The sequence below is a fragment of the Funiculus sociatus GB2-C1 genome, assembly GCF_039962115.1.
GTDB classification, from domain to species: domain Bacteria; phylum Cyanobacteriota; class Cyanobacteriia; order Cyanobacteriales; family FACHB-T130; genus Funiculus; species Funiculus sociatus.
Map to the genome: position 1 here is coordinate 15,583 of NZ_JAMPKJ010000021.1, position 26,066 is coordinate 41,648.

The window sequence follows — 26,066 nt, forward strand, 5'->3', positions numbered from 1 at the left end:
CAGCACTGGTGGATAGAATCTGACCTACGGCAGGTATCAAGAGCCGAGTTTCGTTTTAATGCAAACTGTAAAGACTCAGAAAAAACAAAAAACCTAAAGCCAAGGCACCAAAAATGAGCAGATTCTTCTGTCCTGGGGTTAAAGTGTTTACCCCCAGACCAAAACCCAGATTTTCCTTAAATCCAGACGGCGCACCTGCAACGCCAATATTTTGAAACTGCGTTTTCCGCACTCCACAGACGGGACAGCGCCAAGAGAGCGGTAATTCTTCAAACGATGTTCCTGCGGGGATATCACCCTTACTATCGCCCTTAAGTGGCTCATAAACATAGCCACAGGCGCGACATTCGTGGCGATCCATGATGGCATCAACGGCTTGATCGCTCATAGCTCAGAAAGTAGTTGAGAAGCCAACCTTAAAATCTATGTTAAAAATTATGCCATAAGTGTAGGACTTCCTTAACATTTTCTAGTTCTGGTGGGCGCAAAGGGCGATCGCTAGATATAAAATTTGTTTAGTTCGACTTATGTGTGCTATACGTAATCGCTCTCGAAAGCCGCCAGCGTTACGCTGTAAAGGTAGTCACTCTATAATGTATATGTAAAGAAGTAATAACTCGCGTTGTTTCATCTGAGTGGTAGTTAACTATCGTGTTTGTCCTTAGTGGGTATGAGTATTTTTTAGGATTCCTACTGGCTTGCAGCTTGGTGCCTTTTCTAGCACTGTCTGCTGCTAAGCTTCTGCGCCCCAGCGGTAGTAGTCCAGAGCGACGCACCACCTATGAATCTGGTATGGAGCCGATTGGGGGAGCTTGGATTCAGTTCAACATCCGCTACTATATGTTTGCGCTTGTCTTCGTGATTTTTGATGTTGAAACTGTTTTCTTGTTTCCGTGGGCTGTTGCCTTCCATCGCTTAGGAGTTTTGGCTTTCATAGAAGCCCTGATCTTTATTGCAATTCTTGTGGTTGCTCTTGTTTACGCTTGGCGCAAAGGAGCTTTGGAATGGTCATGAAATCTAACCAGGCAAATGAATATGCTGCCCTAGAACAGCAGCAGAAAGAACGCATTCTTAGTCCAATTGAGCGGCCCAAGGTCACTCAAGAGCTTTCGGAAAACGTCATCCTGACCACAGTTGATGACCTGTACAACTGGGCGCGGCTTTCCAGCGTATGGCCTTTGTTGTTTGGCACCGCCTGCTGCTTCATTGAAGTTGCGGCGATGATTGGTTCGCGGTTTGACTTTGACCGATTTGGACTGGTTCCCCGTTCCAGCCCCAGACAAGCAGATTTAATCATTACTGCTGGAACCATCACTATGAAGATGGCACCTGCTTTGGTACGTCTTTATGAACAGATGCCAGACCCCAAGTATGTGATTGCGATGGGAGCTTGCACAATCACTGGCGGGATGTTCAGTGCTGACTCCCCGACAGCGGTACGCGGAGTGGATAAGTTGATTCCTGTGGATGTATACCTGCCTGGATGTCCACCACGTCCAGAAGCGATCATGGATGCGATCATTAAACTCCGGAAGAAAATCGCTAATGATTCGATTCAGGAACGCGATCAAATGAAGCAAACGCATCGCTACTACAGCACCACCCACAAACTCAAAGGTGTAGACCCCATCCTGACAGGGAAATATCTACAGTCAGGCACTCGCCAAAGCCCACCGCCAGAGTTGGCAGCAGCTATGGGTATGCCTGTATCCCCAGCCCTGTTGACGGCTCAAAAACAGGAGGAAGGTCGTGGCTGAAGCAGAATCCCAAATCGTAGCCAGTAAGATTTCTGGGTGGTTGACGGAAAACGACTTTGAGCATGAGGCTCTAGAGCAAGATCATCAAGGCGTTGAGATCATAAAAGTTGACCGGGACTTTTTGATTCCTATCGCCACAGCCCTCTATGCTTATGGGTTTAATTACTTGCAATGTCAAGGTGGCTATGATGCAGGGCCGGGTGAGGATTTGGTCAGCTTCTATCATCTGATTAAGCTGAGTGACAATGCTGACCGACCGGAAGAAGTGCGTCTGAAGGTGTTTTTGCCGCGAGATGACGCTAGAGTGCCTTCGCTGTACTGGATTTGGAAGACAGCAGATTGGCAAGAGCGGGAATCCTACGATATGTTCGGTATTGTCTACGAAGGACACCCGAACTTGAAGCGTCTTTTGATGCCGGAAGATTGGGTAGGCTACCCTTTGCGGAAGGATTATATTTCGCCTGATTTCTACGAGTTGCAGGATGCTTTTTGATTAAGAAGCATTGCCCTTAATCAGGAAATTTTGCCTGAAAGCACTCACTTGTTTTAAGTGGGTGCTTATTTTTTTTAGATAGCTTTTGCTAGAAAATAAATTGTCCTCACAATCGATTTTGTTTGAATTTTAGCTAGTAGCTTGTGTCTTGGGAACGAAACCCAACTTACGACTTATGAGATAAGTTCAGGAAACTTCTGATTAACTCAAAACTCATAACTTATAACTATTTATTCATCCCGGTTTAGGGTTAATTTAATCATTCCATAGGGAGGTCGCGGATCGCAGTACACTTTTATTTTAGAATCTGCATCTGATACAAATGCGGTGTCCCAAAGTCGATTTTCAGCTGCAAAGGAAACTTCTGCCATTTGCGGGAAGCGTTGTAGTAGGCGCACACCCATCTCATAAACGAGATGTTGGATTGATTTGCTGACAAATTCATGAAAGACAACTTGCACGAAATCGCGCACTTGTTCAGCAGGGATGTAATGTGATAAATCAGACGCGATCGCATTCTCTACGTCAGCGTATTTCCAGTAAACATCGAGATAAATAAATAAGGGGCGATCGCTCATTTCTGGTAGCGTGGTATACTCATCGCGAGCAAAGTTGGCAAACAAGCTACCAGTAACTTTGATTAGCTGAAATCCTACTCTTCCACAACTATGAGCGACGATTTTTGTACCATCTCCCTCACGCTCAAAATCCAGCACTGTAACTGCATAGTCATTGCGCGAACGGCTGAATAAAACTTCGCTATTGGTATTTCCCCCATCGGGGTGAGGTAAATGTGCCGCAGCAAATGGTTGTTCTCTACCTGTAACTCGCAGCGATCGCATTTGGGGATAAGTATTTAAAAACTCCTGTCCCAGGAAATTTATAAAACCTTCTAAGGTTGAGCCATCGAATGTGATCGCTTTCTTCAAAACAAAGTTTTTCATGGTGTCGGTAGCCACCACATCTGTATTGATTCCCTCAGTGTAGGCGGCGATAAAATTGTTACCGAATACCTCAACATCAACATCAACCGCAAACAGGATGTTTTCTCTACCACTAAACTCTGATTCTGGAATTTCTGTCAAACCCAACATCGGTTTTGCATATGTGCGGTACAGGGTAATATTTCCTTTACCATAGCTAATTTCTGCGCTCACGCCTTGCTCCTTATCCTACTATTTTTGGTTTTGTATTGAGGAAACCTTGTTATTAGCCATTTTTATAAATTTTAGGGTTGCATTATTCAAGGAAACTTACAATCACATTATTAGTCTCTCGTTACGTTGGCGAAACTCTGTGCAAGGCTCGAATTATATTCGCCAGTATTTCTATATACACATTTTTTTAGAAAGTGCCGGAAGCGGAACGTTTTTGAAACTGACCTTTACCTTTGTTGCCCAGCCAGCGATCGCCATCTACAATCAACTCCCCGCGTAAGAAAACTTTCTCTACTTTCCCAGTAATAAAACGCCCTTCAAATAAGCTGTAGTCTACGTTAGAATGATGAGTTGCCGCACTCAAAATATGTTCTTTATTTGGGTCAAATAAAACTATATCGGCATCGCTTCCCACAGCAATTGTTCCTTTTTTAGGAAACAATCCAAACATTTTAGCGGGAGCAGTTGCAGTTAACTGTACAAACCTATTCAGCGAAATTTTACCCGTTCTAACACCGCCATCATATAGTAAAGTCAACCGCAATTCTACGCCAGGCGCACCATTAGGAATTTTAGAGAAATCCTCTTTTCCAACTTGTTTAGAACGGTGCCAACCAGAGGAATTTTCTTTGAAACAAAATGGACAATGATCGGTAGCAACTATCTGGAGATCGTCAAACTTTAACCCCCGCCACAATGCCTGTTGACACTGATGTTCTCGTAACGGTGGGGTCATCACATATTTAGCCGCTTCAAAACCTGGTTTGTCATACTCCTCAATGTTTAAGAAAAGGTAATGAGGACAAGTTTCTGCAAAGGCATAAATACCGCGATCGCGTGCTTCAACTACTACATCTAATGCTTCTTTTGCTGACAGATGAACGATATATACAGGGATTTCCGCCAACTCTGCAATCCGAATTGCTCTGTGAGTAGCTTCTGCCTCCATAATTGTTGGTCTTGTTAAAGCATGATATTTTGGAGAAGTATTTCCCTGAGCCAATGCTTCTTCAATTAATACTTGAATTACGCTACCATTTTCTGCGTGTAAATTCACCATACCGCCATGAGAACCTACCGCCCGCATCGTTTTAAATATAGAGGCATCATCTACCATTAAAATTTCTGGATAAGCCATGAACATTTTAAAGCTAGATACCCCATCGTAATTAATTAAATCGGGTAATTCTTTTAAAACTTCTGGGTTAATATCTGTCAGAATCAGGTGAAAACTATAATCTACACAAGCTTGCGGTTCTGCCAATGCTAGACGATTATCAAGTGCAAATATTGCGCTTTCTCCTTTGCTTTGTTGAGCATAATCGATAATAGTAGTCGTGCCACCAAAGGCAGCGGATCGCGTTCCTGACTCATACGTATCGCAAGTTTCGGCAATGCCTTGACGGGACTCCATGTGGGTGTGAACGTCAACACCACCAGGCAATACAAGTAATCCTGAAGCTTGATATTTTTGGGCTGATGGTACTTCTAATTTTCGAGCGATCGCTTCAATTTTTCCATCGCGAATTAGAATATCTCCTACATAGTCATCGACTGCTGTAACAATTCGTCCGCCAGTTATTAGTACGTCTGTCATTTTTACTGATTAAAATGTGATAAAACAAACCACTCTAGGCACCGATAACCCAGAGATGTAGAGACGTTGTATACAATGGCTGGAAAACGAAATAACCTTACTTTTTGAGCTGGGTTGGGGTATCTGCACAACTTAAGTAGAAGCTTGTTTATAAGCTGCCCAACCTCCAAGATGAGAAATATCAGCCCATTGATATTTTTCTACCAATTCACGCGGATAAAGCATAGCAGTAACTTCCTCTCCATCTTCTAAAACTACGTTTTTAGGATACAAGTTAGGCGGTTCTGTAGACAGTAAATATTCATATTGTTCAGCAGTCAACTCGTAAACTTCACCCGGAATAGCAATACCTCCGGATGCAACTTCATAGATACCTGGATGCCAGCCATTCTCTACAGAGTACATTCGATAATTGGGACGAGTAACTGCCTCTTTAATGAATTTTGCTGATTGCAGATTCTTGTGATCCGGTTGCCCTCGTAAGGCAGAACCGCAAATAAAAAATTGCTTTGATTCTGATTTACTTTCCATCTTTTATCGCTCTTTCAAATTGTAAATACTCTATCTTATCAAAAACTAAATTTTGCTATAGCTTGCCTCAAATTTTACCTAAAAATTAAAATTTTAATTTTCTATTCATAATTATGTATAAAATTTCATAAAAAATAAAAAAATACCGTAACGATTGTTACTGAATTTTAGCGCTGGCTAACCGCTAATAAAGCAATATACAACTTTAAAGGTTAAAAGTCCGTACTTGTGGGTGGCATGGAAGGATGAAGTATAAGCTGTCTGAACTGAACCAAATGAGTCAGGAAGCTTTTGTAGATGCTTTGGGGTGGGTTTTTGAGGATTCGCCTTGGGTAGCGCAAAAGACGTGGATGAAGCGACCTTTTGCCGACGTTACATCATTGCATGAAACTATGATAAAAGTGGTTCAAGAAGCCAGCTTGGATAAACAACTTGCCTTAATTTGCGCTCATCCCGACTTAGCAACCAAGGTGAAAATGAGCGCATCCTCCGTTCAAGAACAGGCGGCGGCAGGATTATATCAGCTTACCTCTGAGGAGTGCGATCGCTTTCACTTTCTTAACCAAGCATACAAAGAGAAATTTAATTTTCCCTTCATCATCGCCGTTAAAAATCACACTAAAGAAAGCATTCTCAAAGCCTTCGACAATCGGCTAAAAAACACCCTAGAAGAAGAATTAAGGCTTTCCCTATCCGAAATTACTCAGATAGCCTGGTTCCGCCTCCTAGAAATCCGTATAACTTAAAAACGAATACTTCTCTCTCGACTCCTTCTTTCCTCTTTTCCACTTCTCTCTTGTCTTTGCGGTTCGTTTTAAAATGGATTTACCTAACATCGAAGCTTACTTACAACCCACGAACTTAGACTCTGTAAAAAACTGGCAACAAGGATGGGCTTGGTTAGCTGGCGGAACTTGGATATTTTCCCAACCAGAACCAAACTTAAAAGTCCTCGTAGACTTGGAAAAATTAGGCTGGTCACAAATAGAAATTACCCCGGAAGGATTAGCCATCGGTGCCACATCTACAATGGATAAATTATCCAATTTTGCCTTTCCTGAAACATGGACCTCAGCTAAAGCACTTTTAAGCGCCGTAGCGGAATTAGCATCATTTAAAGTTAGCAATATTGCTACTGTGGGAGGCAATCTTTGCCTAGCATTACCTGCGAGTACCTTTGCTCCGGTAATGATAGCACTGGGAGCAACTTATGAAATTGGAAGTCCAAATTCTCCATATCGCCAAGTTCCCGCCTTAGATTTTCAAATTGGGGCGCAACAAACCATACTACAACCGGGTGAAGTTTTGCAAAAAATTTGGATTCATGAAAGTAACTTAGAATGGCTAGTTTACTTTAAGCGAATCTGCGTACAAACTTCTGGTTATGCAGTATCAATTGTAGTAACAGCATACAACCCTAAAACAAATCAAGTGCGATTTGGATTAGGCGCTTGCGTTCCTGCCCCGCGTCTAATTGAATTTGTCTATGTTCCCACTCCAAAGGAAATTTCGGAAGCATTAGACGCGCAATTGCCTGTAGATTGTTTTATAGAAGATGAAAGGGCAAGTGCAGCTTATCGCCAACACGTTACCAAAATTTTAATGCAGCGATCGCTATCGGAATTTTAGATTTTATATTTTAAAATTTATCGTGTTTATGCAAGAAACTCTAAATTTTCAAGTAAATGGCAACACCTATTCAGAAACTTGTCCCCCTGGAACAAGCTTACTAAGTTTATTGCGAAGTTTGGGCTGGGTTGGCGTGCATCGAGTGTGCGAATCTGGTGATTGTGGTAGCTGTACTGTCTGGGTAGATAACGCGGCAATTCATAGCTGTATTTATCCCGCTATGAAAATTGATGGTCAAGCTGTCACCACGATTGAAGGATTGGCAATTGATGGCGAATTGGCACCAATGCAAAAAGCATTTTTGGAGTGCCAAGGTTTTCAGTGTGGGTTCTGTACTCCCGGCATGATTATGAGTGCGGAAAAGATTAAATATGATACTGAAGAAGGCCTCCGCAAAGCCTTAGAAGGAAATTTATGTCGCTGCACTGGTTATCAGGGAATTATTGATAGTATTCTCTTTCGTCATACAGAAATTAAAATTCAAGAAAATTTAACCCCAAATTCAAAATTAGAAATTCAAAGTCCGGTAGGACAAAGTATTCCCAAACAGGATGGGCCAACACTCGTTACAGGTAAACCAGCATATACTGCCGACTGGTCGCCACCTGGATTATTGCATCTTAAGGTAGTGCGATCGCCTCATCCCCACGCCCATATCCGCCAGATCAACACAGACAAAGCAAAAGCCTTTCCCGGCGTTCATGCCATTTTTACCCATGAAGATGTGCCGCGCATCCCCTACAGCACTGCGGGTCATGCAGAACCAATTCCCGACCCTCTCGACCACTACTTATTAGATAATAAGGTGCGTTTTGTAGGCGATCGCGTCGCCGCTGTCGTAGCAGAATCTCCGGGTATTGCAGAATTAGCCTGCCAACTAATCGAAGTGGATTATGAAATTTTACCTCACCTTATCGATCCAGTTGCGGCAATGAAGGGCGATATCCTCATTCATGATGAGCCAGAATCATCTCAAATTTATGACGTTCACCACAATATTGCTGGTAAAGTTCTATTAGAAAATGGCGACCTAGAAGAAGGATTTGCCGCCTCAGATTTAATTGTTGAAAACACTTATCATCTGCCAGCAGTTCAGCACGTTCACTTAGAACCTCATGTTAGTGTAAGTTGGCTGGATGAAGACGGAAATTTAGTAGTTCGTTCCAGCACTCAAGTCCCATTTCACTGTCAAAATTTACTTTCTAAACTTTTCTATTTACCCAAAGACAAAATTCGAGTTTATAAAGCCCAAATTGGCGGCGGATTTGGTAATAAACAAGAAATTCTCTCCGAAGATTTGTGCGCCTTAGCAACACTCCGCACCGGGAAACCCGTGCAATGGGAGTTTACGCGAGAAGAGGAATTTACTGCAACTAATAGCCGCCATGCGATGAAAATTCGCTTGAAAACTGGGATCAAAGCTGATGGTACGCTGGTAGCTCAGGAAATGGAAGCAATTTCTAACACCGGAGCTTATGGAAATCACGCTCAAACTGTGGTTTTTCTCACGGGTTGCTTTCCCCTTGGCTTGTACAATTGCCCGCATCAACGATTTCTCGGTTTAGGCGTTTATACTAACACCATGCCCGCTGGAGCTTTTCGGGGATATGGCGCGACTCAAGGCAACTTTACTGTTGAATCTCAATTAGATGAAATTGCCCAAGCACTCAATTTAGACCCGATTCAATTGCGTCTGAAAAATATTATTTCTCCTGAGCATATCATTAAATTAGGACGCACCGGAAGTAAAGACCATTTCCACTTAATTGGCAGTTATGGCTTACAAGAATGTTTTGAAAAAGCTACCTCAGCCCTTGGTTATGTTCCGGGAATGCAACCCGTATTAGATGGACATTTGCGGCGAGGTTTTGGATTTGCCGCTTCAATGCAAGGAAGCGGTTTGGCGAAAATTCATAGTGCTGGAGTCAGGTTATCGCTAACAGCTTCCGGTAAGTATGAACTAAGAACTGGTTCAGTTGATGTTGGTACTGGTTCAGATACTACTTTGCGGCAAATTGCGGCTGATATTCTTGGGGTAGAAGTTGCTGATATTGACCTGATTGCAGGTGATACCCACCGCACTCCGTATGATTCTGGCTCTTATGCTTCGGCTACTGTTTATATATCAGGACAAGCTGTGAAAAAAGCCGCGCAAATAATGCGATCGCGTCTTTTGGAATTAGCAGCCCAACTCTTGCCTAATCAACCCGAAGAAACCATTTTTACAGATAAAACTGTCTTACAACAACTAGCAGCAGCCGCTCAAGAACAACAGGTATTTCTATCAGTAGAGGTAGAACATTCAGCAGATGAATCTTCCCTAAGTTTTGCAGTTCTGGGTGTGGAAGTAGAAGTTGATATTGAGACAGGGAAAATCAAAGTTTTACGATGCGTTCAAGCCCTTGATATCGGCAAAGCAATTAATCCTAGAATTTGTCACGGACAAGCCACTGGCGGAATTGTGATGGGATTAGGATATGCTCTTGCGGAAGAACTCATAATCAACGAACAAGGGCGAATTCTTAATTCTTGGATGCGTACTTATCGCATCCCTTCTGCCAAAGATGTACCGCCGATGGAAATCATTTTAATCGAGAAAGCTGACCCCCACGGCCCGTTTGGAGCAAAAGGCATCGGAGAGATTGGAACCAATTGTACGGCACCTGCGATCGCTAATGCTGTCGCCCATGCCACAGGCATCAGATTAACTCAACTTCCCATGACACCAGAACGAGTCTGGAAAGCATTAAATCAGTAATTTGTATTAATTTGTAGGTTAGGGCTTGGTACTCCTTGGAACTCACCTTACATCGGTTTAAGCAATCGTAAGTTATTTGGTTGAAAAATAGTGAAACTCAACAAATATTTTAAAGTAAGTTTTATTCTACGCCACAACTATTTAAACATCCGAAAGGTATGCTTTATTTTTATCACCAACTAGCGCAAGCTTTGCAACAAAGCCCAGTAGTTATTGCCACACTAACCAGCATCAAAGGTTCTGTTCCAAGAGAAGTGGGAGCAAAAATGATTGTTTTCCCCAACGGACAAATTATTGGGACAATTGGCGGCGGTGCAGGGGAAGCTAAAGTCATAAAACAAGCCTTAAAGGTGCTAGAAACGGGTGAAAAACAATTGGTAGCAATTGACTTATCTGGCGCACCGCATCGGGAAACTCAAGGAGTTTGTGGTGGAATAATGCAGGTATGGCTAGAACGTTGGTCAGGAACATCTACTATTACACTGGTAAACAAGATTATCAAAGTGCTGAAATCCGGCAATTCTGGAGCGCTGGTCACCCCGTTTGATGTTGCGAAATTTCCTTATCTAATTCACCCATATTCAGTAACAGCCGCAGAGTTAGAAGTTAGTGAAACTGTCTTCATTGAGCCTTTACTTTATCCACCAACTCTATTAATTATTGGCGCTGGTCACGTTGCCTTGCCGCTGGCGAAAATTGCACATTTAGTAGGGTTCCAAATCGTTGTTCAGGACGATAGAGCGGAATTTGCCTGTGTGGAAAGATTCCCCCAAGCAACAGCGATTCTGGCTCAGCCTATAGGCGAGGCAATATTAAATTTACCTCAGACTTCGCAATTGTATGCAGCGCTAGTTACAAGAGGATATGCACAGGATTTGGCAGCACTGCGAATTCTATTGCAGCGACAGGTAAAATATATTGGAATGATTGGGAGTGAAAGGCGTGTTAGAACTGTTTATAAATTGTTGCAAAATGAAGGAATTTCGCTGAAATTGCTACACAAAGTTTACGCTCCTATTGGTTTGGATATTGGCGCTTTAACTCCAGAGGAAATAGCTGTTAGCATTTGTGCGGAATTAATCAAAGTTCGTCGGGGCGGAAGTGGGTTATCTTTCTCTGAGATAATGGGAGCTGCTTCAGCAGAAAACTCTCCTTTAATTCAAAAGTGTTTCTAAATTGGTAATTGATAACTAGTGATTAACAACTTTGCTATAGTTTTGGCAGCAGGCGCGTCTACCCGGATGAACTCTTGCAAAACTTCTTTAATGTGGCGCGATCGCAAAAATTTGTTATCTTATCAAGTAGAAGAATTTCTGCTTGCAGGTATTACACCTATAGTAGTTCTTGGCCCTCACAATTGGGAGCGACGTGCAGATTGCTTGCCGGGAAGTATAGCCGTTATTAATAACCAGCCCAGTGATGGGAAAACCAGTTCTATATTAATAGGTTTAAAGCATCTACCTAGAGACTTTCATACTTTAGCTATTTCAGCATTAGACCAACCTCGATCTGCGTGGATTTACCAAAAATTACTACAAGCAAGCGAATCTTCTGATGCACCTATTACTGCACCCATTTATCAAGGTAGAATGGGTCATCCTTTGTTTTTCTCGCCCAAAGTTCTGCCTAACCTAGAAAATTTGCGCGAAGAAAGTTTTGGTTTGCGGCAAGTAGTTCAAGATTTCCATCCCAATATTCAGCAATTGAAATTTGACACAAGTGATGTTTTGATGGATTTAAATACGCAGGAAAGTTATCAAGCTGAATTTCTCAAACTACCATCTATACCCACCCTCAATTATTCCTAAAATTCTCTTTTCTCTCTTGCTCAGCGTCCTCAGCGGTTCGTTAATAGTCACCAATTAAATCAGATTGCCATATAACAACGTGTTAATAAAAAAGTACAGTTATTTTTAGTCTGAGTTTGGAAAAAATATAGAAGACCTGTCTCTTATTAAGGCTGCTGAAAGATGTTATATAACTTACATTTAGCGCTATTATCAACAATCGGAGGCAGAGCCTCCAAAACTTCTTTACCAGACTGAGCCAGAATACGAGAAAATTGAATAAAGGGAGTTTCTATATGACATTTATTTCCCCGCTGGCGGTGAATAGCGATCGCCTCAACCGCAGCATCGCCAACCTCGCAGAAATTGGCAAACTCCCTAACAGCGGCGTGCGCCGTCTTGCTTACTCTCAGGAAGATTTACAAGCGCGTCAGCTGATGCAAGGCTGGATGATTGAGGCAGGTATGACAGTTCGCATAGATGCCGCTGGTAACATCATTGGCACTTATCCGGGTCAGCAGCAAGCACCAGCATTAGCTACAGGTTCCCACATTGATACAGTACCCTCTGGCGGACGCTACGACGGCGTTTTGGGGGTGTTGGCGGGAATTGAAGCTGTGCGACTATTGCACGAAAACCGTATCGCACTAACTCATCCGGTGGAAGTAATTGTATTTGCGGACGAAGAAGGCACAATGATAGGTGCTAAGGCGATGTCGGGTAGTGTTGTAAAAGACCCAGAATATTATAGTCGCCGCGATCGCGCCTCAATTCAAACTTGTTTACAACTCATTGGTGGAAATTGGGATAAAATTGCCACAGCAAAACGCACTCGCTCTGATATCGCTGCCTACGTCGAATTACACGTCGAACAGGGAGGAGTGCTGGAGAGTTTGGGTAGGGAAATAGGTGTTGTCGAAGGCATTGTTAGCCAGCATCGGTATAAAATTACCATCACAGGTTGCCCAAATCACGCTGGAACTACCCCAATGCACCAGCGACAGGATGCTTTAGTAGCAGGCGCTCAAGTAATTTTAGCTGTAAATGATCTAGCTAAGAATACTCCCGGTCAACAAGTGGGAACAGTGGGAGCCTTGAATGTCTTTCCCAATGCTGCCAATATTGTACCGGGACGAGTTGAGATGACGGTAGATATCCGCGACTTATCTCAAACTCATGTTGAGGGAATAGCAGCGCAGTTGGAAGAAAGATTGAAAGCGATCGCTAGTGCAACGAAAACTGAGATGGCGATCGCCCCGATTTTACAAACTATACCAACTCTCGCAACACCACAGATTCAACAGGCAATTGTTCAAGCTTGCTTCTCATTGAAACTTACCCATTGTACAATGCCTAGCCGTGCCAGTCACGATGCACAAGAAATAGGACATTTCACCGATATGGGCATGATTTTTGTCCCCAGCAAAGCAGGTATCAGTCACGCAGAAAATGAATATACCTCGCCAGAACAATGTACTCAAGGCGCAAATGTGCTGTTACAAACTTTGTTACATCTAGACCAAATTTACACAGCGCGATCGCGCTTTCCAAGCTAGAGGTAACTCAAAAAACTACGATGAGGAACTTTTATTCTTGGGGACTCAGGGGAGTTTCGGGGATGTATTCTTGCACCAAAACGTAAGGCGACACGATCAGCGCGTTGAATCGCTTTTTGTGGTTGACGTTCCAATCTTGCTTCTCTTCTGGGGAAGGCTTGTAAATTAGCTGTTCGACAATCCAATGCTGCACCGAGGAAACATCATCAGACGCGATCGCTACCCCCACATCCAGCAAATCCAAACCTTTATCCACAACAACCACAGCATCGCGTTCAGCATGAGGCATCAGCCAATTCCACTCGGCCTCATCCAGCAACTCTGCTAGTTCTGCTCTTAAATCCGACATTTTTTTATCCTCTTTTATTTTAGTTTACTAGGCTGTAGCTAATAGCATCAACCCTACCTTAAAGGTATTTTACCCAATAGATGAAAATTTAAAATACGCTGGTACTTTATCTATACTTCGGCTTTCATTTCGTCAATCTCAAACAAGCTTACTATTACCCCAGTAATAGGAATCGAAATAAATATACCCAATAATCCTGCTACTCTTGCACCTACTAACAAGGCAAAAAATACCACTACTGGATTAATATTGAGCGAATTTTGCATAATCCGAGGGGAGATCAAGTTATCTTGTAGCTGCTGAAGTACAATACACGCTGCTACTACTTGAATTGCTAACCAAACATTTTGAGATAGCAAAATAATAAAAACTATCCCCACTCCTAAAGTCGCTCCAATCCCAGGAATCAAGTCAAATAATCCTGTAATTATTGCTAAAAGCAATGCAAAAGGTACGTTTAAAACTAAAAATACAATAAAACTAGAAGTAGTCAGAAACAAACTTAACAATAATTGTCCTCTAAAAAAGCCTAAAAACTTCCGTTTTATTACAAGTGTAACTCTGTTTTGTAGGTGATTGGGAACAAATTTAATTAGTAAATTCCAAAGTCTGTCCCCATCTAAAAGCATGAAAAAAGAAACAACCGCAATTAATATCAAGTTCAGAAAGTTTGCAAAAAATATTTGAATTGTTGCCAGACTGTAACCAAGCCCTATTCCAAGCCCAGCGAGTAACTGCTCTCTAAACTGCTCTTCGATAAGATTTAAGTTTACTTGTATATTTCGTTGTCGAAGGTAGTTTTCTAATCGCTCTAGTAGCGGCAACATAGAATTGAAAAACGTAGTCAAACTTTCAATTAATTGTTGCCCTTGGGATACAACTGAGATCCCCACTGTAACCGTCAGACCAACGATCAAAGTCATGCCGAAAATAAAAACTACAGTTACAGCTACGCCGTGAGGCACAAAACGATGTAGCGATCGCACCGGATAGCTCAACAAAAAAGCTACAATTGCTGCAAACGTAAAAATGACAATAACCGTCTCAAAATATTCTAAAATTTCTACCGCAGCCCAGCCACAGGCAAACAATAGCAGAAATCTCACTAAAGCCGAGTTGTTGAGTCGTTCCCACAAACTTTTGCCTAATGGTTCGCTCATCTTTTCAGCGCCCTAAGTCGTGCAGGGCATGAATCGCCGCCGCACATTTTTGAGTTATTTCCTGCAACTCGTCCCTATCTGTCGAACTAGGAGCATCAATTACCTGACCAATCCGCACCGTCACAGGCACCGGACGCGGTACAGGCGAACCTTTCCTAAAAATCGCCTCCGTACCCCACAAACTAACTGGAAGTAGCGGGGCTTTCGCCTTAGCCGCAATCAGCGCCGCCCCAAGTTTGGGGTCTGTAATCCGGGCATCTAGTGTCCGCGTCCCTTGCAAAAATAGACCAACAGCCCATCCTTCCTCCAGCAGAGACAGCGCCGAACGAATCGCACTCCGGTCTGCCGAACCACGCTTCACCGGATAAGCACCGTATAACTGAATTGCCTGCTTCAAAACCGGAACCTTAAACAGTTCCTCCTTCGCCATATATGCCACAGGTCGCCGCACACAGCAGGACAAAATCGGCGGGTCAAAGTCACTAGCATGATTGCTCACCACCACCAATGGCCCCGTAGCAGGCACCTGTTCCGACCCATAGATGCGCCCCCGCAGGTATCCGTGCAGCACAGGACTTACCACCGACCATTTGAAGACATGATACAGAACTAAACTCGAAACAGGTTCGCGATCTTTGCCCATAGAGGGTAGGGGTGATAAGGATTTTTTCTCGTTCCCAGGCACTGCATTGGAATGCCTTCTGTATTAGCGAAGCTTCGCTAACACACAATTAGTTGTTGCATCACACGAGGCAGAGCCTCTTTGAGAGTCGTTCCCAGTCTCCGACTGGAAGTAAGTTTATTTTGCTGTTGGTAATTCGGCAACGTTACCAACATTCTGCAAAATGACATCGGGACAGGTGCGCTTAATCAGACCAGTCAAAACTTTGCCGGGGCCAATTTCCACTACCCGCGAAATCCCTTCTAATGGCAATTGTAGGGAAATTTCTCGCCACCGCACCGATCCTGTCATTTGCCGAATCAGGCGATCCTTCAAAACATCCGCCTCTACAGCAGGAATGGGTTCCACATTCGACAGCACAGGCACTTGGGCCGAGTTAAATGGTACAGACTCCAAAACTTGCTGGAACTCAGCAGCAGCTTGAACCATTAACGGGGAGTGAAAAGCACCAGACACATTCAAGCGGACAATACGCTTGGCTTTTACTTGAGATAGTAGTGCCTCTGTTGCTTCTACTGTTCCAGAAATGACAACTTGAGCAGAACTGTTGTCATTAGCCATTACAACGTCGGGAGTTTCCTGAATTAGTTGTTCCAGCTTGGTGCGGTCAAACCCAATCAAGGCAGCCATCATCCCTTCAAAGGCATTATCCATCAATTCAGCGCGGCGCTTGACCAAGTTTAAACCAGCTTCAAAGTCAAACACACCAGCAACGTAGAGAGCAACGTATTCTCCCAAACTGTGACCAGCAACCAAGTCGGGTTGGTGTCCTGAAGAGCGCATCATATCCGCCAAAATACTTTCTACCACGTACAAACAAGGCTGAGTGTAGAAAGTACGCGATACCTTATCTTCCTGGCTTTGACAAATTTCCGGAACAGACCAGCCTAAAATTTGCTCTGCTTGCTCAAATTTAGCCTTAGCATCTGGCAAGTCTAATAAATCCGTTCCCATTCCAATTGCTTGCGAACCCTGTCCCGGAAATACCCATGCGGTTTTTGTCATTGTCAGTTGTCAGTTGTTAGTTGAAAAAAGTTAGGAGGCGAGGAGTTAGAAGTTATTAATTAAAAATTCATAACATTCCCAATCCAAAATCAAGAGCATCCAAAATCGAATTATCTTCCCCATTGGAAAATCGCCGCGCCCCAAGTTAGCCCAGCCCCAAAACCAGAAGTAGCAATTACATCACCCTGTTTAATCTTTCCTTCTCGCACTGCTTCATCCAGCGCTAAAGGGATGCTTGCAGCAGAAGTATTGCCGTAGTTGGCAAGATTGCTGATGACTTTATCAGCAGGAATATTCAGCCGTTGGGCGACAGCATCAAGAATGCGTTGATTGGCTTGATGCAAGATCAACCAGTCAATTTGGTCAACGCTCATGTTTGCTCTAAACAGGGCTTTCTCTATCACTTCCGGCACTTTTTGGACGGCAAAGCGGTAAATTTCTTTGCCATTCATCGTGATGGGTTGGTAGGAGCCTTCTTGGACAGTGACATCGGCAACAAGTTCTTTAGGCTGTGGTTTGTATCCTAGGTTCAGAGACTGGTGTTGAGTGCCATCACTCTTGAGTTCAAAACCCAGGAGGCGATCGCTAGTCGAAGCCTGCATTACGACAGCACCCGCACCATCCCCAAATAATACGCAGGTTTTCCGGTCTGACCAATCTACCCAGCGCGAGAGAATATCAGCCCCAATCACTAAGACGTTTTGATATACGCCAGTGCGGATAAATTGCGATGCCGTCGCCAAAGCAAAGACAAACCCAGAGCAAGCGGCTGTTAAATCAAAGGCTACCGCTTTTGTTGCCCCTAACCGAAACTGAATTGATGAGGCACTGCCAAACAAATCGTCAGCAGTTGAGGTTGCCAGAATAATCAAATCCAGGTCAGTTGGAGAAATTCCCGCCATAGCGATCGCATTTTGAGCCGCAACCGTAGCGAGATCGCTTACCGACTCAGTAGCCGCTATCCGCCGCTCACGTATGCCAGTGCGCGATGTTATCCACTCATCGTTCGTTTCCACCAACTCACACAGTTGGTGATTATCCAGGGAAACTGTCGGTATCGCGGAACCGCTCCCTGTAATGGCGACACCGACACCTAATTGCTGTATCATTACACTCCATCAATCGTTGTTTGCTAATGGCTAATGGCTATGGCTAATGGCTAATGAACAATTAGCAATCAGCAATCCTGACCTTAGCTGTTCCCCAATTAGCCATTAACAGACTTCACACTTCTTCCTGACCGCTAACTGCTGATTGCTGACTAATCCGACCTTGAGACTGAATTCGCTCCAGTACCTGATTATCAATAGCTTCTTTCGCCAAGCGAACCGCATTAAAAATCGAGGGAGCTTGGGAGCTACCGTGGCTGATAACGCAAATTCCTGCCACTCCCAGTAATAGGCAACCTCCGTGTTCCGCATGGTCTACGCGCTGCTTAATGCGCTTCAGATTCGGTTTTAGCAAAGCCGTGCCTATCTGTCCGTGCAGTCCTTGAGGCAACTCCTCCTTGAGGATATGCAACACCGCCTCACCAACCGCTTCGGCAAATTTCAACAAAACATTGCCTACAAAACCATCACAAACAATTACATCAAAGCGTCCCGTGAGGACATCTCGACCTTCAGCATTGCCGATAAAGGAAATTTGCGAATTTTCTTGCAGCTTTTGGTGAGTCCGAATTGCCAATTCGTTACCTTTACATTCTTCTTCCCCAATGTTGAGCAGTCCTACCTTGGGTTCATCAACACCCAGCACATACTGGCTATAAATTGACCCCATCAGTGCGAACTGTTCTAAGAACTTAGGACGACAATCGACATTTGCGCCGACATCAAGAATTAGCACCGACTTACTTGCTACCATTGTCGGCAAAACTGCACCAATTGCCGGACGGTCGATGCCCCGCAGTCGTCCCAGTCGCAGCAGTGCGGATGCCATAGCGGCTCCTGAGTGTCCTGCTGAAACCACTGCATCCGCCTGCTTTTGTTTTACCAAATCCATAGCCACGTTAATCGAAGCCTTGGGCTTGCGTTTTAACCCGCTTAGAGGCTCCTCGTGCATTTCAATTGTGCCTTCTGAAGGCACAATTTGAGGAAGATGAGAACTGGTGTGTTGCTTGAGAGTGGCTTCAATCTGATGAGGATCGCCCACCAGCAAAACCTCTACGCCCAATTCTTCCTGTGCTCTAAGCGCCCCTGCAACGATTTCGGCGGGGGCGTGGTCGCCACCCATAGCGTCAATTGCGATCCGTGCGCGAGTCGATCCCATTGATCAAAATGATAGAAACCTTAAAAATTCTACCAGTACCGATGACCGATGAAGAAGGCAATCATGGAAAGGTAAAAAGCAAAAATAAGAGAAACTAGGGGCCAGAGGGCAGGTGTGGGGTAAACTTTTCCCAGTTCCCAATCCCCAAAAATTGGTAAATTCAGGCGGAAGTCGCTTGGGTCGTTCGTCTAATTTTTAGCTTGCACGCTCTTGCAGGCTCTTTGTACTAAGAAAGGAAAGTGAGTAATGCTGGAATTATTTGGCTCTGGATTGGTTACTTTGTGGCTGAATATGGCTGGGTTGAAAACAACTGGAGTCGATACTGCCCAACTAATGGCGTGGCGGGGCGTTCCTTTGTTTGCCCTGAGCAGCGCAACCGATCCCGCAGCTGAAATCGCTATGCGGCAATACTTGAAGGGCTTGTCAGCTAAAGGAGCTGTAACAGCTTCTCAGGGGGTGTGGCTTCAGTCTGGGGCGGTGACGCTGGCAAATCACCAAGGGACTATTCCCATCCCTGCGGCTTCGTTGACTAAGATTGCTACTTCTGTAGCTGCTTTAGAAACTTGGGGGCCAGCTCATCAGTTTGAAACTTTGATCGGTGCCACGGGGCCAATTAAAAATGGGGTGTTGCAGGGAGATTTGGTGATTACTGGTAGTGGCGATCCGTTCTTTGTTTGGGAGGAAGCGATCGCTGTTGGGAATGCCTTAAATAAGCGCGGTATCCGCCAAGTTAACGGCAATTTGGTGATTGTGGGTAATTTCTACATGAATTACCAATCTAACCCCGTCTTGGCTGGTCAAATGCTAAAAGCAGCATTTAACCCCCGCTCTTGGCCCAGAGATGCCCAATATCTCTACAACTTAATGCCGTCAGGAACGCCAAAGCCTCAAATAGCGATCGCTGGTGGTGTGAAAGTGCTAACTCCCCCAAGCCCCGTTAGTCAGGTAAATTTTGGCGGATTCCCGAAACAAATCTTATTGTTGCGCCACCACTCAATGTCTCTGGGTCACATCCTTAAGGAGATGAACATCTACAGCAACAACGAGATGGCAGAGATGCTTTCCAATTCCCTCGGCGGCGCATCAGTTGTAGCCCAGTTGGGAGCTAAATCTGCGGGGGTTCCCCAGCAGGAAATTCAACTTATAAATGGTTCCGGGCTGGGAGTTGAAAATCGCATCTCTCCCCGTGCTGTTTGTGGGATGCTGATGGCAATGGAGCGCTATCTACAACCCCACAATTTAACCGTTGCCGACTTATTCCCCGTAGCGGGACGCGATCGCCGGGGAACGATGGCATATCGCAAACTTCCACCAGGCACAATTATCAAAACTGGCACCCTGCGAGAAGTTAGTGCCTTAGCTGGAGTAGTTCCAACACGCGATCGCGGGCCCGTTTGGTTTGCCATCATCAACAAAGGCGGCAACGTCGATAACTTCCGCACCCAACAAGACATCATCGTGCAAAAGCTTGTCAAGCAGTGGGGAATGGCACCCACCTTACCCGTTGCCCTCGCCCCCAGCCCCGGCACCTCTGATGCCCCCAAGCACCTCGGAGAACCTACCCGTAACGAAATTATCTCCGGTGTCCAGGTGCAATTTTGATTCGCTAATGGCTAATGGCTAATTGTCTGCTCTTCCCAATTAGCCATTAGCCACTAACTAAGGAATAATTTCCGTCACCACTCTGCCGCCGCTGTTAGCACCACCGCCGCCAGTAACGACAACCGTCTGATCCTGTAACCTCCCGGCAGCTTGCGGGCCTGTCAAGTGCAGCGGCGGATTAACTTGTTTATAAGTCACATTACCTACAGCATCAAATTCCTCAGTAGAAATATTCCAACTCACCCGATCGGCTTGAAGTTGGGATTGATTTCGAGTACCAACGCCTCTGACATTTCCACTTAGACGAGCAACTTTTCCCTTCAAATCTACCTGACCCTGATTTCCGGTCAGCGTCACTTGCTGCTGCCGATGGAAAACCTTTAATGGTTCGTTTGACGTTACCATTTCCGTCGTTAAATCCCAGGTGACAGAATTACCAGCTATTTGCATCGGCGGTTCCAAGGAATTTATCTGGACATTCTGCTTCAGCGTTGCCGTCTTTGTGTTCAGGTTTACCTGACCACTGTTGCCGAAAGCTTGGTCTGTCACAGTTTGACCTTTGTAGCGATTAATTTGGAGTGGGCGATCGCCTATAACCATCTTTTGAGGAATCTGCCAAATCAAGTGTTCCGTTCTCACTTGTAATACTGGGTCTTTCGAGGTTCCCACAACCTGACCGATTAATTCCAGTTGCTGCGATCGACTAAAATATCTTCCTTCCTTAGCCGTAGCATCCAGCTGTTTATGAGTTCCTACCAAATTGTCACGAACTATTAACAGGTCTTCCTTGGGTCTCCACTCTAATTGATCTCCCTTCAGCACCGCACCATTACGCGGATCGGTAGCTACAATTTGACCATTGAGAAATACTTTTTTTCCATCCTCCTGAATTTCTCCACTCTTTGCCTTGATCTGCAAAACCAGTTTCCCATCCTGAAACAAATCGCCTGTTGGATTCTGAATGCGGGCAGTTTTCTTATCTTTGGTGTAAACCGCGTTCTTCGCCTGCACTTTCCACAGGGGTCGTCCCTGCTCATCCGCCTGATCTAAAGTTACATCGTTAAATACCAAACTCCCCTCGAAATCTGTCACCGAGGAAGTATCTTTCTGTAACTTTTTTTCTGCACGTTTTTGCGGATTACAACCAACCAATAAAACTGGTAAAAGGCAAAACGCAAAAGGCAAAAGAAATAGTTTTTTACTAACTTGTAAGTTTTTCATTCCTTCTGCCTTTATATCAATTATTTTTTTGTTTTTGAGCTTACCTTTCTTCCTGATCGTCCATAAACCCGATCCCAGAAAGCGGACGGTAAGTGTAGTTTTGTCGGGGCGTTTTTTGGATATCTTCTTTGATACCATCGAGGTCAATGTAACGGTCTGACACATTGATCAAACTGTCACTGGTCATTGAACGCAGACTCACAACCTCGACCCGAACACCCCGATAACTAACAGCATCAACCGCGTAAGCCAGATCGCCATCCCCACTCACGAGAACCGCTGTATCGTAAGACCCCACTAAAGCCATCATATCAACTGCGATTTCCACATCTAGATTGGCTTTCTTAGAGCCATCAGGCAGCTGTACCAAGTCTTTAGCAATGACGCGATACCCATTGCGACGCATCCAAAGCAGAAAGCCTTGTTGCTTTTCATTGGTGCGGTCAACACCAGTGTAGAAAAAAGAGCGCAGCAGCCGAGATCCTGCGGTTAATCGGCACAGCAGCTTCGTGTAGTCAATTTCAATTCCCAGCTGCAACGCTGCATAAAACAGATTTGATCCATCAATAAAAATGGCAACCCGACCCCGATTTTCTAAAACTTGTTCCGGCGTGAATACGGAATCATTACTGGTGAAATTATTCAACATGATTGTTATGCCTCGGTTTTTTATGAAAAAAGTAATTAGCTGTCAGTTGTCATTTGTCATTAGTTAAGCTACAAAAGACAAAAGACAGCAGAAAAAAACTAACAGCTAGTAGCTAAGACGAAACAGCTTGGTGTTGTTCCAGTCTGGCGAAGACTGGTTTAGCTTCCCCCAACTTCTGTCTTGGAGTTAGTGTTCCCCAAGCGCTATGAGTAACGAACGGTTCTGTAACATCTGTTAACGATTTGTTGTTAAAGTCAATTGAAAAGCCTAGCTGTTGGTAGATGTCGTTGCTGATGTTGGGAATAATTGGGGAAAGTAGATAAGCTGCCAGTCTAACAGATTCAAGAACAGCATACAGCACTTGTTCTACTGCCTGCTGTTGTCCCTGCTTGTATAACTTCCAGGGAGCCTGCTCATCAATAAATTTATTACAGGCTCGAATCAAAGTGAAGATGGCTTCACTTGCTTGGCTGAAAGCCAAGGATTCATAAGCTTGAGTAACTTTGTCACCTAGAACAGAGCCAATCGCTTTGAGCTGATTGTCAGAGGGAATGTCTTCTCCTAAGCAATTGGGAACCTCGTTGTTACAATATTTTTTGAACATGTTTAAGGTTCGGTTAAGTAAGTTTCCCAAGTCGTTTGCTAAGTCTGCATTCAGGGTATTGATAAACCGGGTTTCATTAAAATCTCCGTCTTGTCCAAATTCAATCTCCTTGAGAAAGTAGTAACGAATAGCGTCAGCGCTGTAACGGTTTACTAAATCGACCGGATCGACAGTATTACCCAGAGTTTTACTAATCTTCCGCCCGTCTTTGGTGAGAAAGCCATGCCCAAACACCCGGCCGGGTAGAGGCAAACCAGCTGACATTAACATTGCCGGCCAATAAACTGTATGAAACCGCAGAATGTCTTTACCAATCAGGTGCATATTAATCGGCCACCACTTGGATAAAGCATTCTCTAGCGTCGGTTCCATATCAGGATCGAGCAATGCTGTTATATAACCAACCAAGGCATCAAACCAGACATAGATGGTGTGGCTGGTATCGACTGGTACTGGAAAACCCCAGTCTAAATTTACTCGCGAGATAGAGAAATCTTGAAGTCCTTGGCTGACAAAGTTCAAAACTTCGTTGCGGCGGCTTTCTGGCTGGATAAAATCTGGTTGCTTTTGATAAAGTTCTTCCAGCTGGCTTTGGTACTTGGAGAGTCGAAAGAAGTAGTTCTGTTCGTCTCGCCACTCGGCTTCTTTGTTTGGATGCAGAGGGCAACGGTGTCCTTCTAAGAGGTCACGTTCTTCTTTGAATTCCTCGCAAGCAACGCAGTACCAACCTTTTTGTTGACCAAGGTAGATGTCACCTTTCTCCCAGACTCGCTGGAAAAATTCTTTGACTATCGCTTGATGGCGGGAATCTGTAGTGCGGATAAATCGGTCGTACTTGATGTGAAGCTTTTGCCAAAGTGTATTGAAAGTATCAGCAATTTTGTCGCAGTGAGCTTGCGGGGCAAGTCCATTAGTTTCTGCTGTCCGCTGAATTTTCTGTCCATGCTCATCCGTGCCTGTAATCAATAACACAGATTTGCCGCGTAGTCTCTCAAACCGAGCCACGACATCGGCAGCTATGGTTGTATACGCACTACCAATATGGGGTACGTCGTTCACATAATACAGCGGTGTGGTAATAGCAAATGTGCTTTTACTTGTATCGTTAACACTCATAGATATAAAAAACAACTAGATTATTTGCTTTCGATCATATCCAAGGGTACGGTCATTTTGGATTTTTTCGTTACCTTTTCTAGATGTTTTTAAGTAAATTTAGTTAAGTAAGTATAAATTCATACCATTGATAGTTGATGAGTTGCCCAGAATACTTAAACATTGTTGACTGGAAAGTTCTGCCTTAAGAGATTCGTAAACCCCAGGAAAATAAGGTTAATAATTGTATTAAGAAAAGTTAATGAGTTGGCGTTGGGAAAGTAAGGGTTGAGTGCTAAGTGTTGGAAGACGGCAGTGCCGTACCCTGACTGAGCGAGGAAAATGCCTCTAGCCTAAGCACAGCAAGTCTTGCCTGTTAAAGGCGATCGCATCCATCCCTTTTACTATCCGCTAGACTCTTCCTTGCGCCTGTTGATTATTGCTTACATTTAAAGAATGTCTTCAGATAGCCCATTACAAATTTCTCAATTTCTGCTCTCGACTCTCTCGACGCGGATGTATGTATACCATGAGGATCGGGTTCCTCATGACTGTCCTGTACTGGTCGTGAGCAATCACCGCAGTGTTATCGATGCACCCCTACTGATGGGGGCGATCAAACGTCCGATTCGCTTTGCCTGCCATCACTATATGGGGCAAGTGCCTGTGATGCGGGAGATTGTTAATCAGTTGGGGTGTTTTCCTTTAGAAGCCCCTGAACATCGGCAGAAAGGTTTTTTTGAGAAGGCGATTCAACTGTTGCAGCATCGTCAGGTGGTTGGGGTGTTTCCAGAGGGAGCTAAACCGATGGTGCAGGTGACACCGCCTAATAAAATGGGGGATTTCCAACGGGGATTTGCTCATCTGGCAATACGAGCGCCTGTGCAGAATTTAGCCGTTTTGCCAGTGGCGATCGCATCCTTGGAAGAAACCACCAATTCAGCGGTGCCACTGCGTTTGTTAAGTTTCTTTGACCCTTCAGAGCCGCTTTTCGACGGCCCCGGCTGGCACCCGATGGTTATTTATCGTCGGGCTAATGTTTTAATTGGTCGTCCGCGTTGGATTTCTCCCCAAATGCGGGAACAATATCAAGGAAAGCAGGCAAAATCAGTTGTGGCTGATCTGTCTGATTACTGTCATCAGGAAATTGCTGATCTACTGCGTCAGGGTTGTTATTAGTGGAAGAGGGTGGGAGTTGTCCCATAGAATGAGGATAAATACCTACCAGATTGGCTATTCAACAAGCGAGCAATCAGCAACTGATTCTAATTTTTCACAAGTTGTTTTTTAAACGGACGTTAAAAAATGCCAGAAATTAAAAGCCGTCCTTGTTTCCTTACCCCCAGCCGGATGAATCCAGACCACCCACTGTTTGTGTTCCTTCCAGGTATGGATGGTACAGGTCAGCTGCTGCGATCGCAAACGACTGGATTAGAATCAGGCTTTGATATCCGCTGTTTGGCGATCCCCGCCGATGATTTGACCAGCTGGGAAGAACTCACAGAGCAGGTAGTGGCTCTGGTGGAAGCAGAAGTAAAAAAACAACCAAATCGGTCAGTTTACCTGTGCGGCGAGTCATTTGGTGGCTGCTTAGCGATGAAAGTGGCACTGCGATCGCCTAAACTGTTTGACCGGATGATTCTGGTTAACCCAGCTTCTTCTCTTAATCAAAGACCGTGGCTGCGATTGGGATCGCAACTAACTCACTTGGTGCCAGAATTAATTTATCGTTTGGGAGCAGTTTGGCTGTTGCCGTTTTTGGCTCATTTGGAAAGAATTTTACCAAGCGATCGCCAAGCGCTTCTAGATGCCGTCCGGTCAGTACCGCCGAAAACTATTGTTTGGCGAATTTCCTTAGTGAGAGACTTTCACATGGAGGAAAGCAAGCTGCGTAGCCTCGACTTACCTGTACTGGCGATCGCTGGTGGCGCAGACCGCCTGTTGCCTTCTGTAGCTGAGGCTCAACATTTAGCTTCCGTCCTACCCAACGCCAAAATGCTTGTCTTGCCTCGTTGCGGTCACGCCTGCCTTTTGGAAGCAGATGTCAACCTCTACGAAATTATGAAAGCGGAAAATTTCTTAGAAAGTCGGGAAAAAAATCTCGCGAATATTTCATCCTAACTTTCTGAGAATATGTGTTCAATAGCTTGAGAAGTTGAGAAGCGA

General features: G+C 44.5%; 25 protein-coding genes. 12 read left to right on the plus strand and 13 right to left on the minus strand.

The features are described from left to right. Positions 1–55: 55 nt before the first annotated feature. A complete protein-coding gene (locus tag NDI42_RS12085) occupies positions 56–388 on the minus strand; it encodes a rubredoxin (protein ID WP_190427158.1) in 333 nt (110 codons plus the stop codon). Between the two features lie 263 nt (positions 389–651). Between NDI42_RS12085 and ndhC the strand changes: the two genes are divergently transcribed. The 3 genes from ndhC to NDI42_RS12100 are packed head-to-tail and all read left to right on the plus strand — an operon-like array spanning position 652 to position 2,250. Then, the gene (gene ndhC, locus NDI42_RS12090; RefSeq protein ID WP_190427156.1) at positions 652–1,014 is read left to right on the plus strand and encodes a photosynthetic/respiratory NAD(P)H-quinone oxidoreductase subunit C; all 363 of its coding nucleotides are present in this window, start codon (positions 652–654) and stop codon (positions 1,012–1,014) included. After that, a complete protein-coding gene (locus tag NDI42_RS12095) occupies positions 1,011–1,757 on the plus strand; it encodes an NADH dehydrogenase subunit K (protein ID WP_199295034.1) in 747 nt (248 codons plus the stop codon). Before ndhC ends, NDI42_RS12095 begins: the two co-directional genes overlap by 4 nt. 28 nt (positions 1,758–1,785) lie before the next feature. Continuing rightward, positions 1,786–2,250: an NAD(P)H-quinone oxidoreductase subunit J gene (locus tag NDI42_RS12100; RefSeq protein ID WP_399316065.1), complete on the plus strand. Its 465-nt coding sequence runs from the start codon at positions 1,786–1,788 to the stop codon at positions 2,248–2,250. Between the two features lie 230 nt (positions 2,251–2,480). Here NDI42_RS12100 and pucL read toward each other — a convergent pair whose 3' ends face one another. The 3 genes from pucL to NDI42_RS12115 all read right to left on the minus strand — a co-directional run bounded on the left by pucL (position 2,481) and on the right by NDI42_RS12115 (position 5,535). Then, a complete protein-coding gene (pucL, locus tag NDI42_RS12105) occupies positions 2,481–3,407 on the minus strand; it encodes a factor-independent urate hydroxylase (RefSeq protein WP_190452013.1) in 927 nt (308 codons plus the stop codon). Between the two features lie 187 nt (positions 3,408–3,594). Then, the gene (gene hydA / locus NDI42_RS12110) at positions 3,595–5,004 is read right to left on the minus strand and encodes a dihydropyrimidinase (protein WP_190452015.1); all 1,410 of its coding nucleotides are present in this window, start codon (positions 5,002–5,004) and stop codon (positions 3,595–3,597) included. Between the two features lie 132 nt (positions 5,005–5,136). Then, positions 5,137–5,535: an allophanate hydrolase-related protein gene (locus NDI42_RS12115; protein WP_190452021.1), complete on the minus strand. Its 399-nt coding sequence runs from the start codon at positions 5,533–5,535 to the stop codon at positions 5,137–5,139. Between the two features lie 245 nt (positions 5,536–5,780). On the opposite strand from NDI42_RS12115, the gene uraD reads away from it, so the two are divergent. The 6 genes from uraD to NDI42_RS12145 all read left to right on the plus strand — a co-directional run bounded on the left by uraD (position 5,781) and on the right by NDI42_RS12145 (position 13,265). Beyond that, the gene (uraD, locus tag NDI42_RS12120; protein WP_190452023.1) at positions 5,781–6,281 is read left to right on the plus strand and encodes a 2-oxo-4-hydroxy-4-carboxy-5-ureidoimidazoline decarboxylase; all 501 of its coding nucleotides are present in this window, start codon (positions 5,781–5,783) and stop codon (positions 6,279–6,281) included. A 73-nt stretch (positions 6,282–6,354) separates the two neighbouring features. Further along, positions 6,355–7,164, plus strand: coding sequence for an FAD binding domain-containing protein (locus NDI42_RS12125; RefSeq protein WP_190452025.1), 810 nt, complete (start codon positions 6,355–6,357; stop codon positions 7,162–7,164). Between the two features lie 28 nt (positions 7,165–7,192). Continuing rightward, a complete protein-coding gene (locus NDI42_RS12130; protein WP_190452027.1) occupies positions 7,193–9,922 on the plus strand; it encodes a molybdopterin-dependent oxidoreductase in 2,730 nt (909 codons plus the stop codon). A gap of 158 nt (positions 9,923–10,080) precedes the next feature. Next, positions 10,081–11,097, plus strand: coding sequence for an XdhC family protein (locus NDI42_RS12135; RefSeq protein ID WP_190452030.1), 1,017 nt, complete (start codon positions 10,081–10,083; stop codon positions 11,095–11,097). An 18-nt stretch (positions 11,098–11,115) separates the two neighbouring features. Beyond that, positions 11,116–11,730 (plus strand): nucleotidyltransferase family protein, encoded by a 615-nt coding sequence (locus NDI42_RS12140; RefSeq protein ID WP_199311013.1) that lies wholly within the window; start codon positions 11,116–11,118, stop codon positions 11,728–11,730. A gap of 275 nt (positions 11,731–12,005) precedes the next feature. Continuing rightward, complete coding sequence (locus NDI42_RS12145; RefSeq protein WP_190452032.1) at positions 12,006–13,265, plus strand: Zn-dependent hydrolase; 1,260 nt, start codon at positions 12,006–12,008, stop codon at positions 13,263–13,265. A 31-nt stretch (positions 13,266–13,296) separates the two neighbouring features. On the opposite strand, the gene NDI42_RS12150 is transcribed toward NDI42_RS12145, so the two are convergent. The 6 genes from NDI42_RS12150 to plsX all read right to left on the minus strand — a co-directional run bounded on the left by NDI42_RS12150 (position 13,297) and on the right by plsX (position 18,729). Further along, the gene (locus NDI42_RS12150) at positions 13,297–13,614 is read right to left on the minus strand and encodes a DUF2288 domain-containing protein (RefSeq protein WP_190421528.1); all 318 of its coding nucleotides are present in this window, start codon (positions 13,612–13,614) and stop codon (positions 13,297–13,299) included. 110 nt (positions 13,615–13,724) lie between these two features. Further along, complete coding sequence (locus NDI42_RS12155; protein ID WP_190452034.1) at positions 13,725–14,774, minus strand: AI-2E family transporter; 1,050 nt, start codon at positions 14,772–14,774, stop codon at positions 13,725–13,727. Positions 14,775–14,778: 4 nt separating this feature from the next. Further along, entirely contained in the window at positions 14,779–15,417 is a 639-nt protein-coding gene (locus NDI42_RS12160) for a lysophospholipid acyltransferase family protein (protein ID WP_190452036.1), read from the minus strand. Positions 15,418–15,573: 156 nt separating this feature from the next. Then, positions 15,574–16,461, minus strand: coding sequence for an ACP S-malonyltransferase (gene fabD, locus NDI42_RS12165; RefSeq protein WP_190452038.1), 888 nt, complete (start codon positions 16,459–16,461; stop codon positions 15,574–15,576). 110 nt (positions 16,462–16,571) lie between these two features. Next, entirely contained in the window at positions 16,572–17,570 is a 999-nt protein-coding gene (locus NDI42_RS12170; RefSeq protein WP_190452039.1) for a beta-ketoacyl-ACP synthase 3, read from the minus strand. A gap of 115 nt (positions 17,571–17,685) precedes the next feature. Beyond that, positions 17,686–18,729: a phosphate acyltransferase PlsX gene (gene plsX, locus NDI42_RS12175; protein WP_190452041.1), complete on the minus strand. Its 1,044-nt coding sequence runs from the start codon at positions 18,727–18,729 to the stop codon at positions 17,686–17,688. Positions 18,730–18,975: 246 nt separating this feature from the next. On the opposite strand from plsX, the gene NDI42_RS12180 reads away from it, so the two are divergent. Beyond that, positions 18,976–20,331: a D-alanyl-D-alanine carboxypeptidase gene (locus NDI42_RS12180; RefSeq protein WP_190452043.1), complete on the plus strand. Its 1,356-nt coding sequence runs from the start codon at positions 18,976–18,978 to the stop codon at positions 20,329–20,331. A gap of 57 nt (positions 20,332–20,388) precedes the next feature. Here the strand turns inward: NDI42_RS12180 and lptC are convergent, their stop codons facing one another. From lptC to metG, 3 genes are all read right to left on the minus strand, one after another. Next, positions 20,389–21,552 carry an LPS export ABC transporter periplasmic protein LptC gene (lptC, locus tag NDI42_RS12185; protein ID WP_190452044.1) on the minus strand — a complete coding sequence of 388 codons (1,164 nt, stop codon included), beginning with the start codon at positions 21,550–21,552 and terminating at the stop codon, positions 20,389–20,391. Between the two features lie 40 nt (positions 21,553–21,592). Beyond that, positions 21,593–22,201, minus strand: coding sequence for a LabA-like NYN domain-containing protein (locus tag NDI42_RS12190; RefSeq protein ID WP_190442870.1), 609 nt, complete (start codon positions 22,199–22,201; stop codon positions 21,593–21,595). A gap of 112 nt (positions 22,202–22,313) precedes the next feature. Further along, complete coding sequence (metG, locus tag NDI42_RS12195) at positions 22,314–23,921, minus strand: methionine--tRNA ligase (protein ID WP_190452047.1); 1,608 nt, start codon at positions 23,919–23,921, stop codon at positions 22,314–22,316. Between the two features lie 435 nt (positions 23,922–24,356). Between metG and NDI42_RS12200 the strand changes: the two genes are divergently transcribed. Further along, a complete protein-coding gene (locus tag NDI42_RS12200) occupies positions 24,357–25,079 on the plus strand; it encodes a lysophospholipid acyltransferase family protein (protein WP_190452049.1) in 723 nt (240 codons plus the stop codon). A gap of 126 nt (positions 25,080–25,205) precedes the next feature. Continuing rightward, a complete protein-coding gene (locus NDI42_RS12205) occupies positions 25,206–26,021 on the plus strand; it encodes an alpha/beta fold hydrolase (protein ID WP_190452051.1) in 816 nt (271 codons plus the stop codon). Positions 26,022–26,066 lie beyond the last annotated feature (45 nt).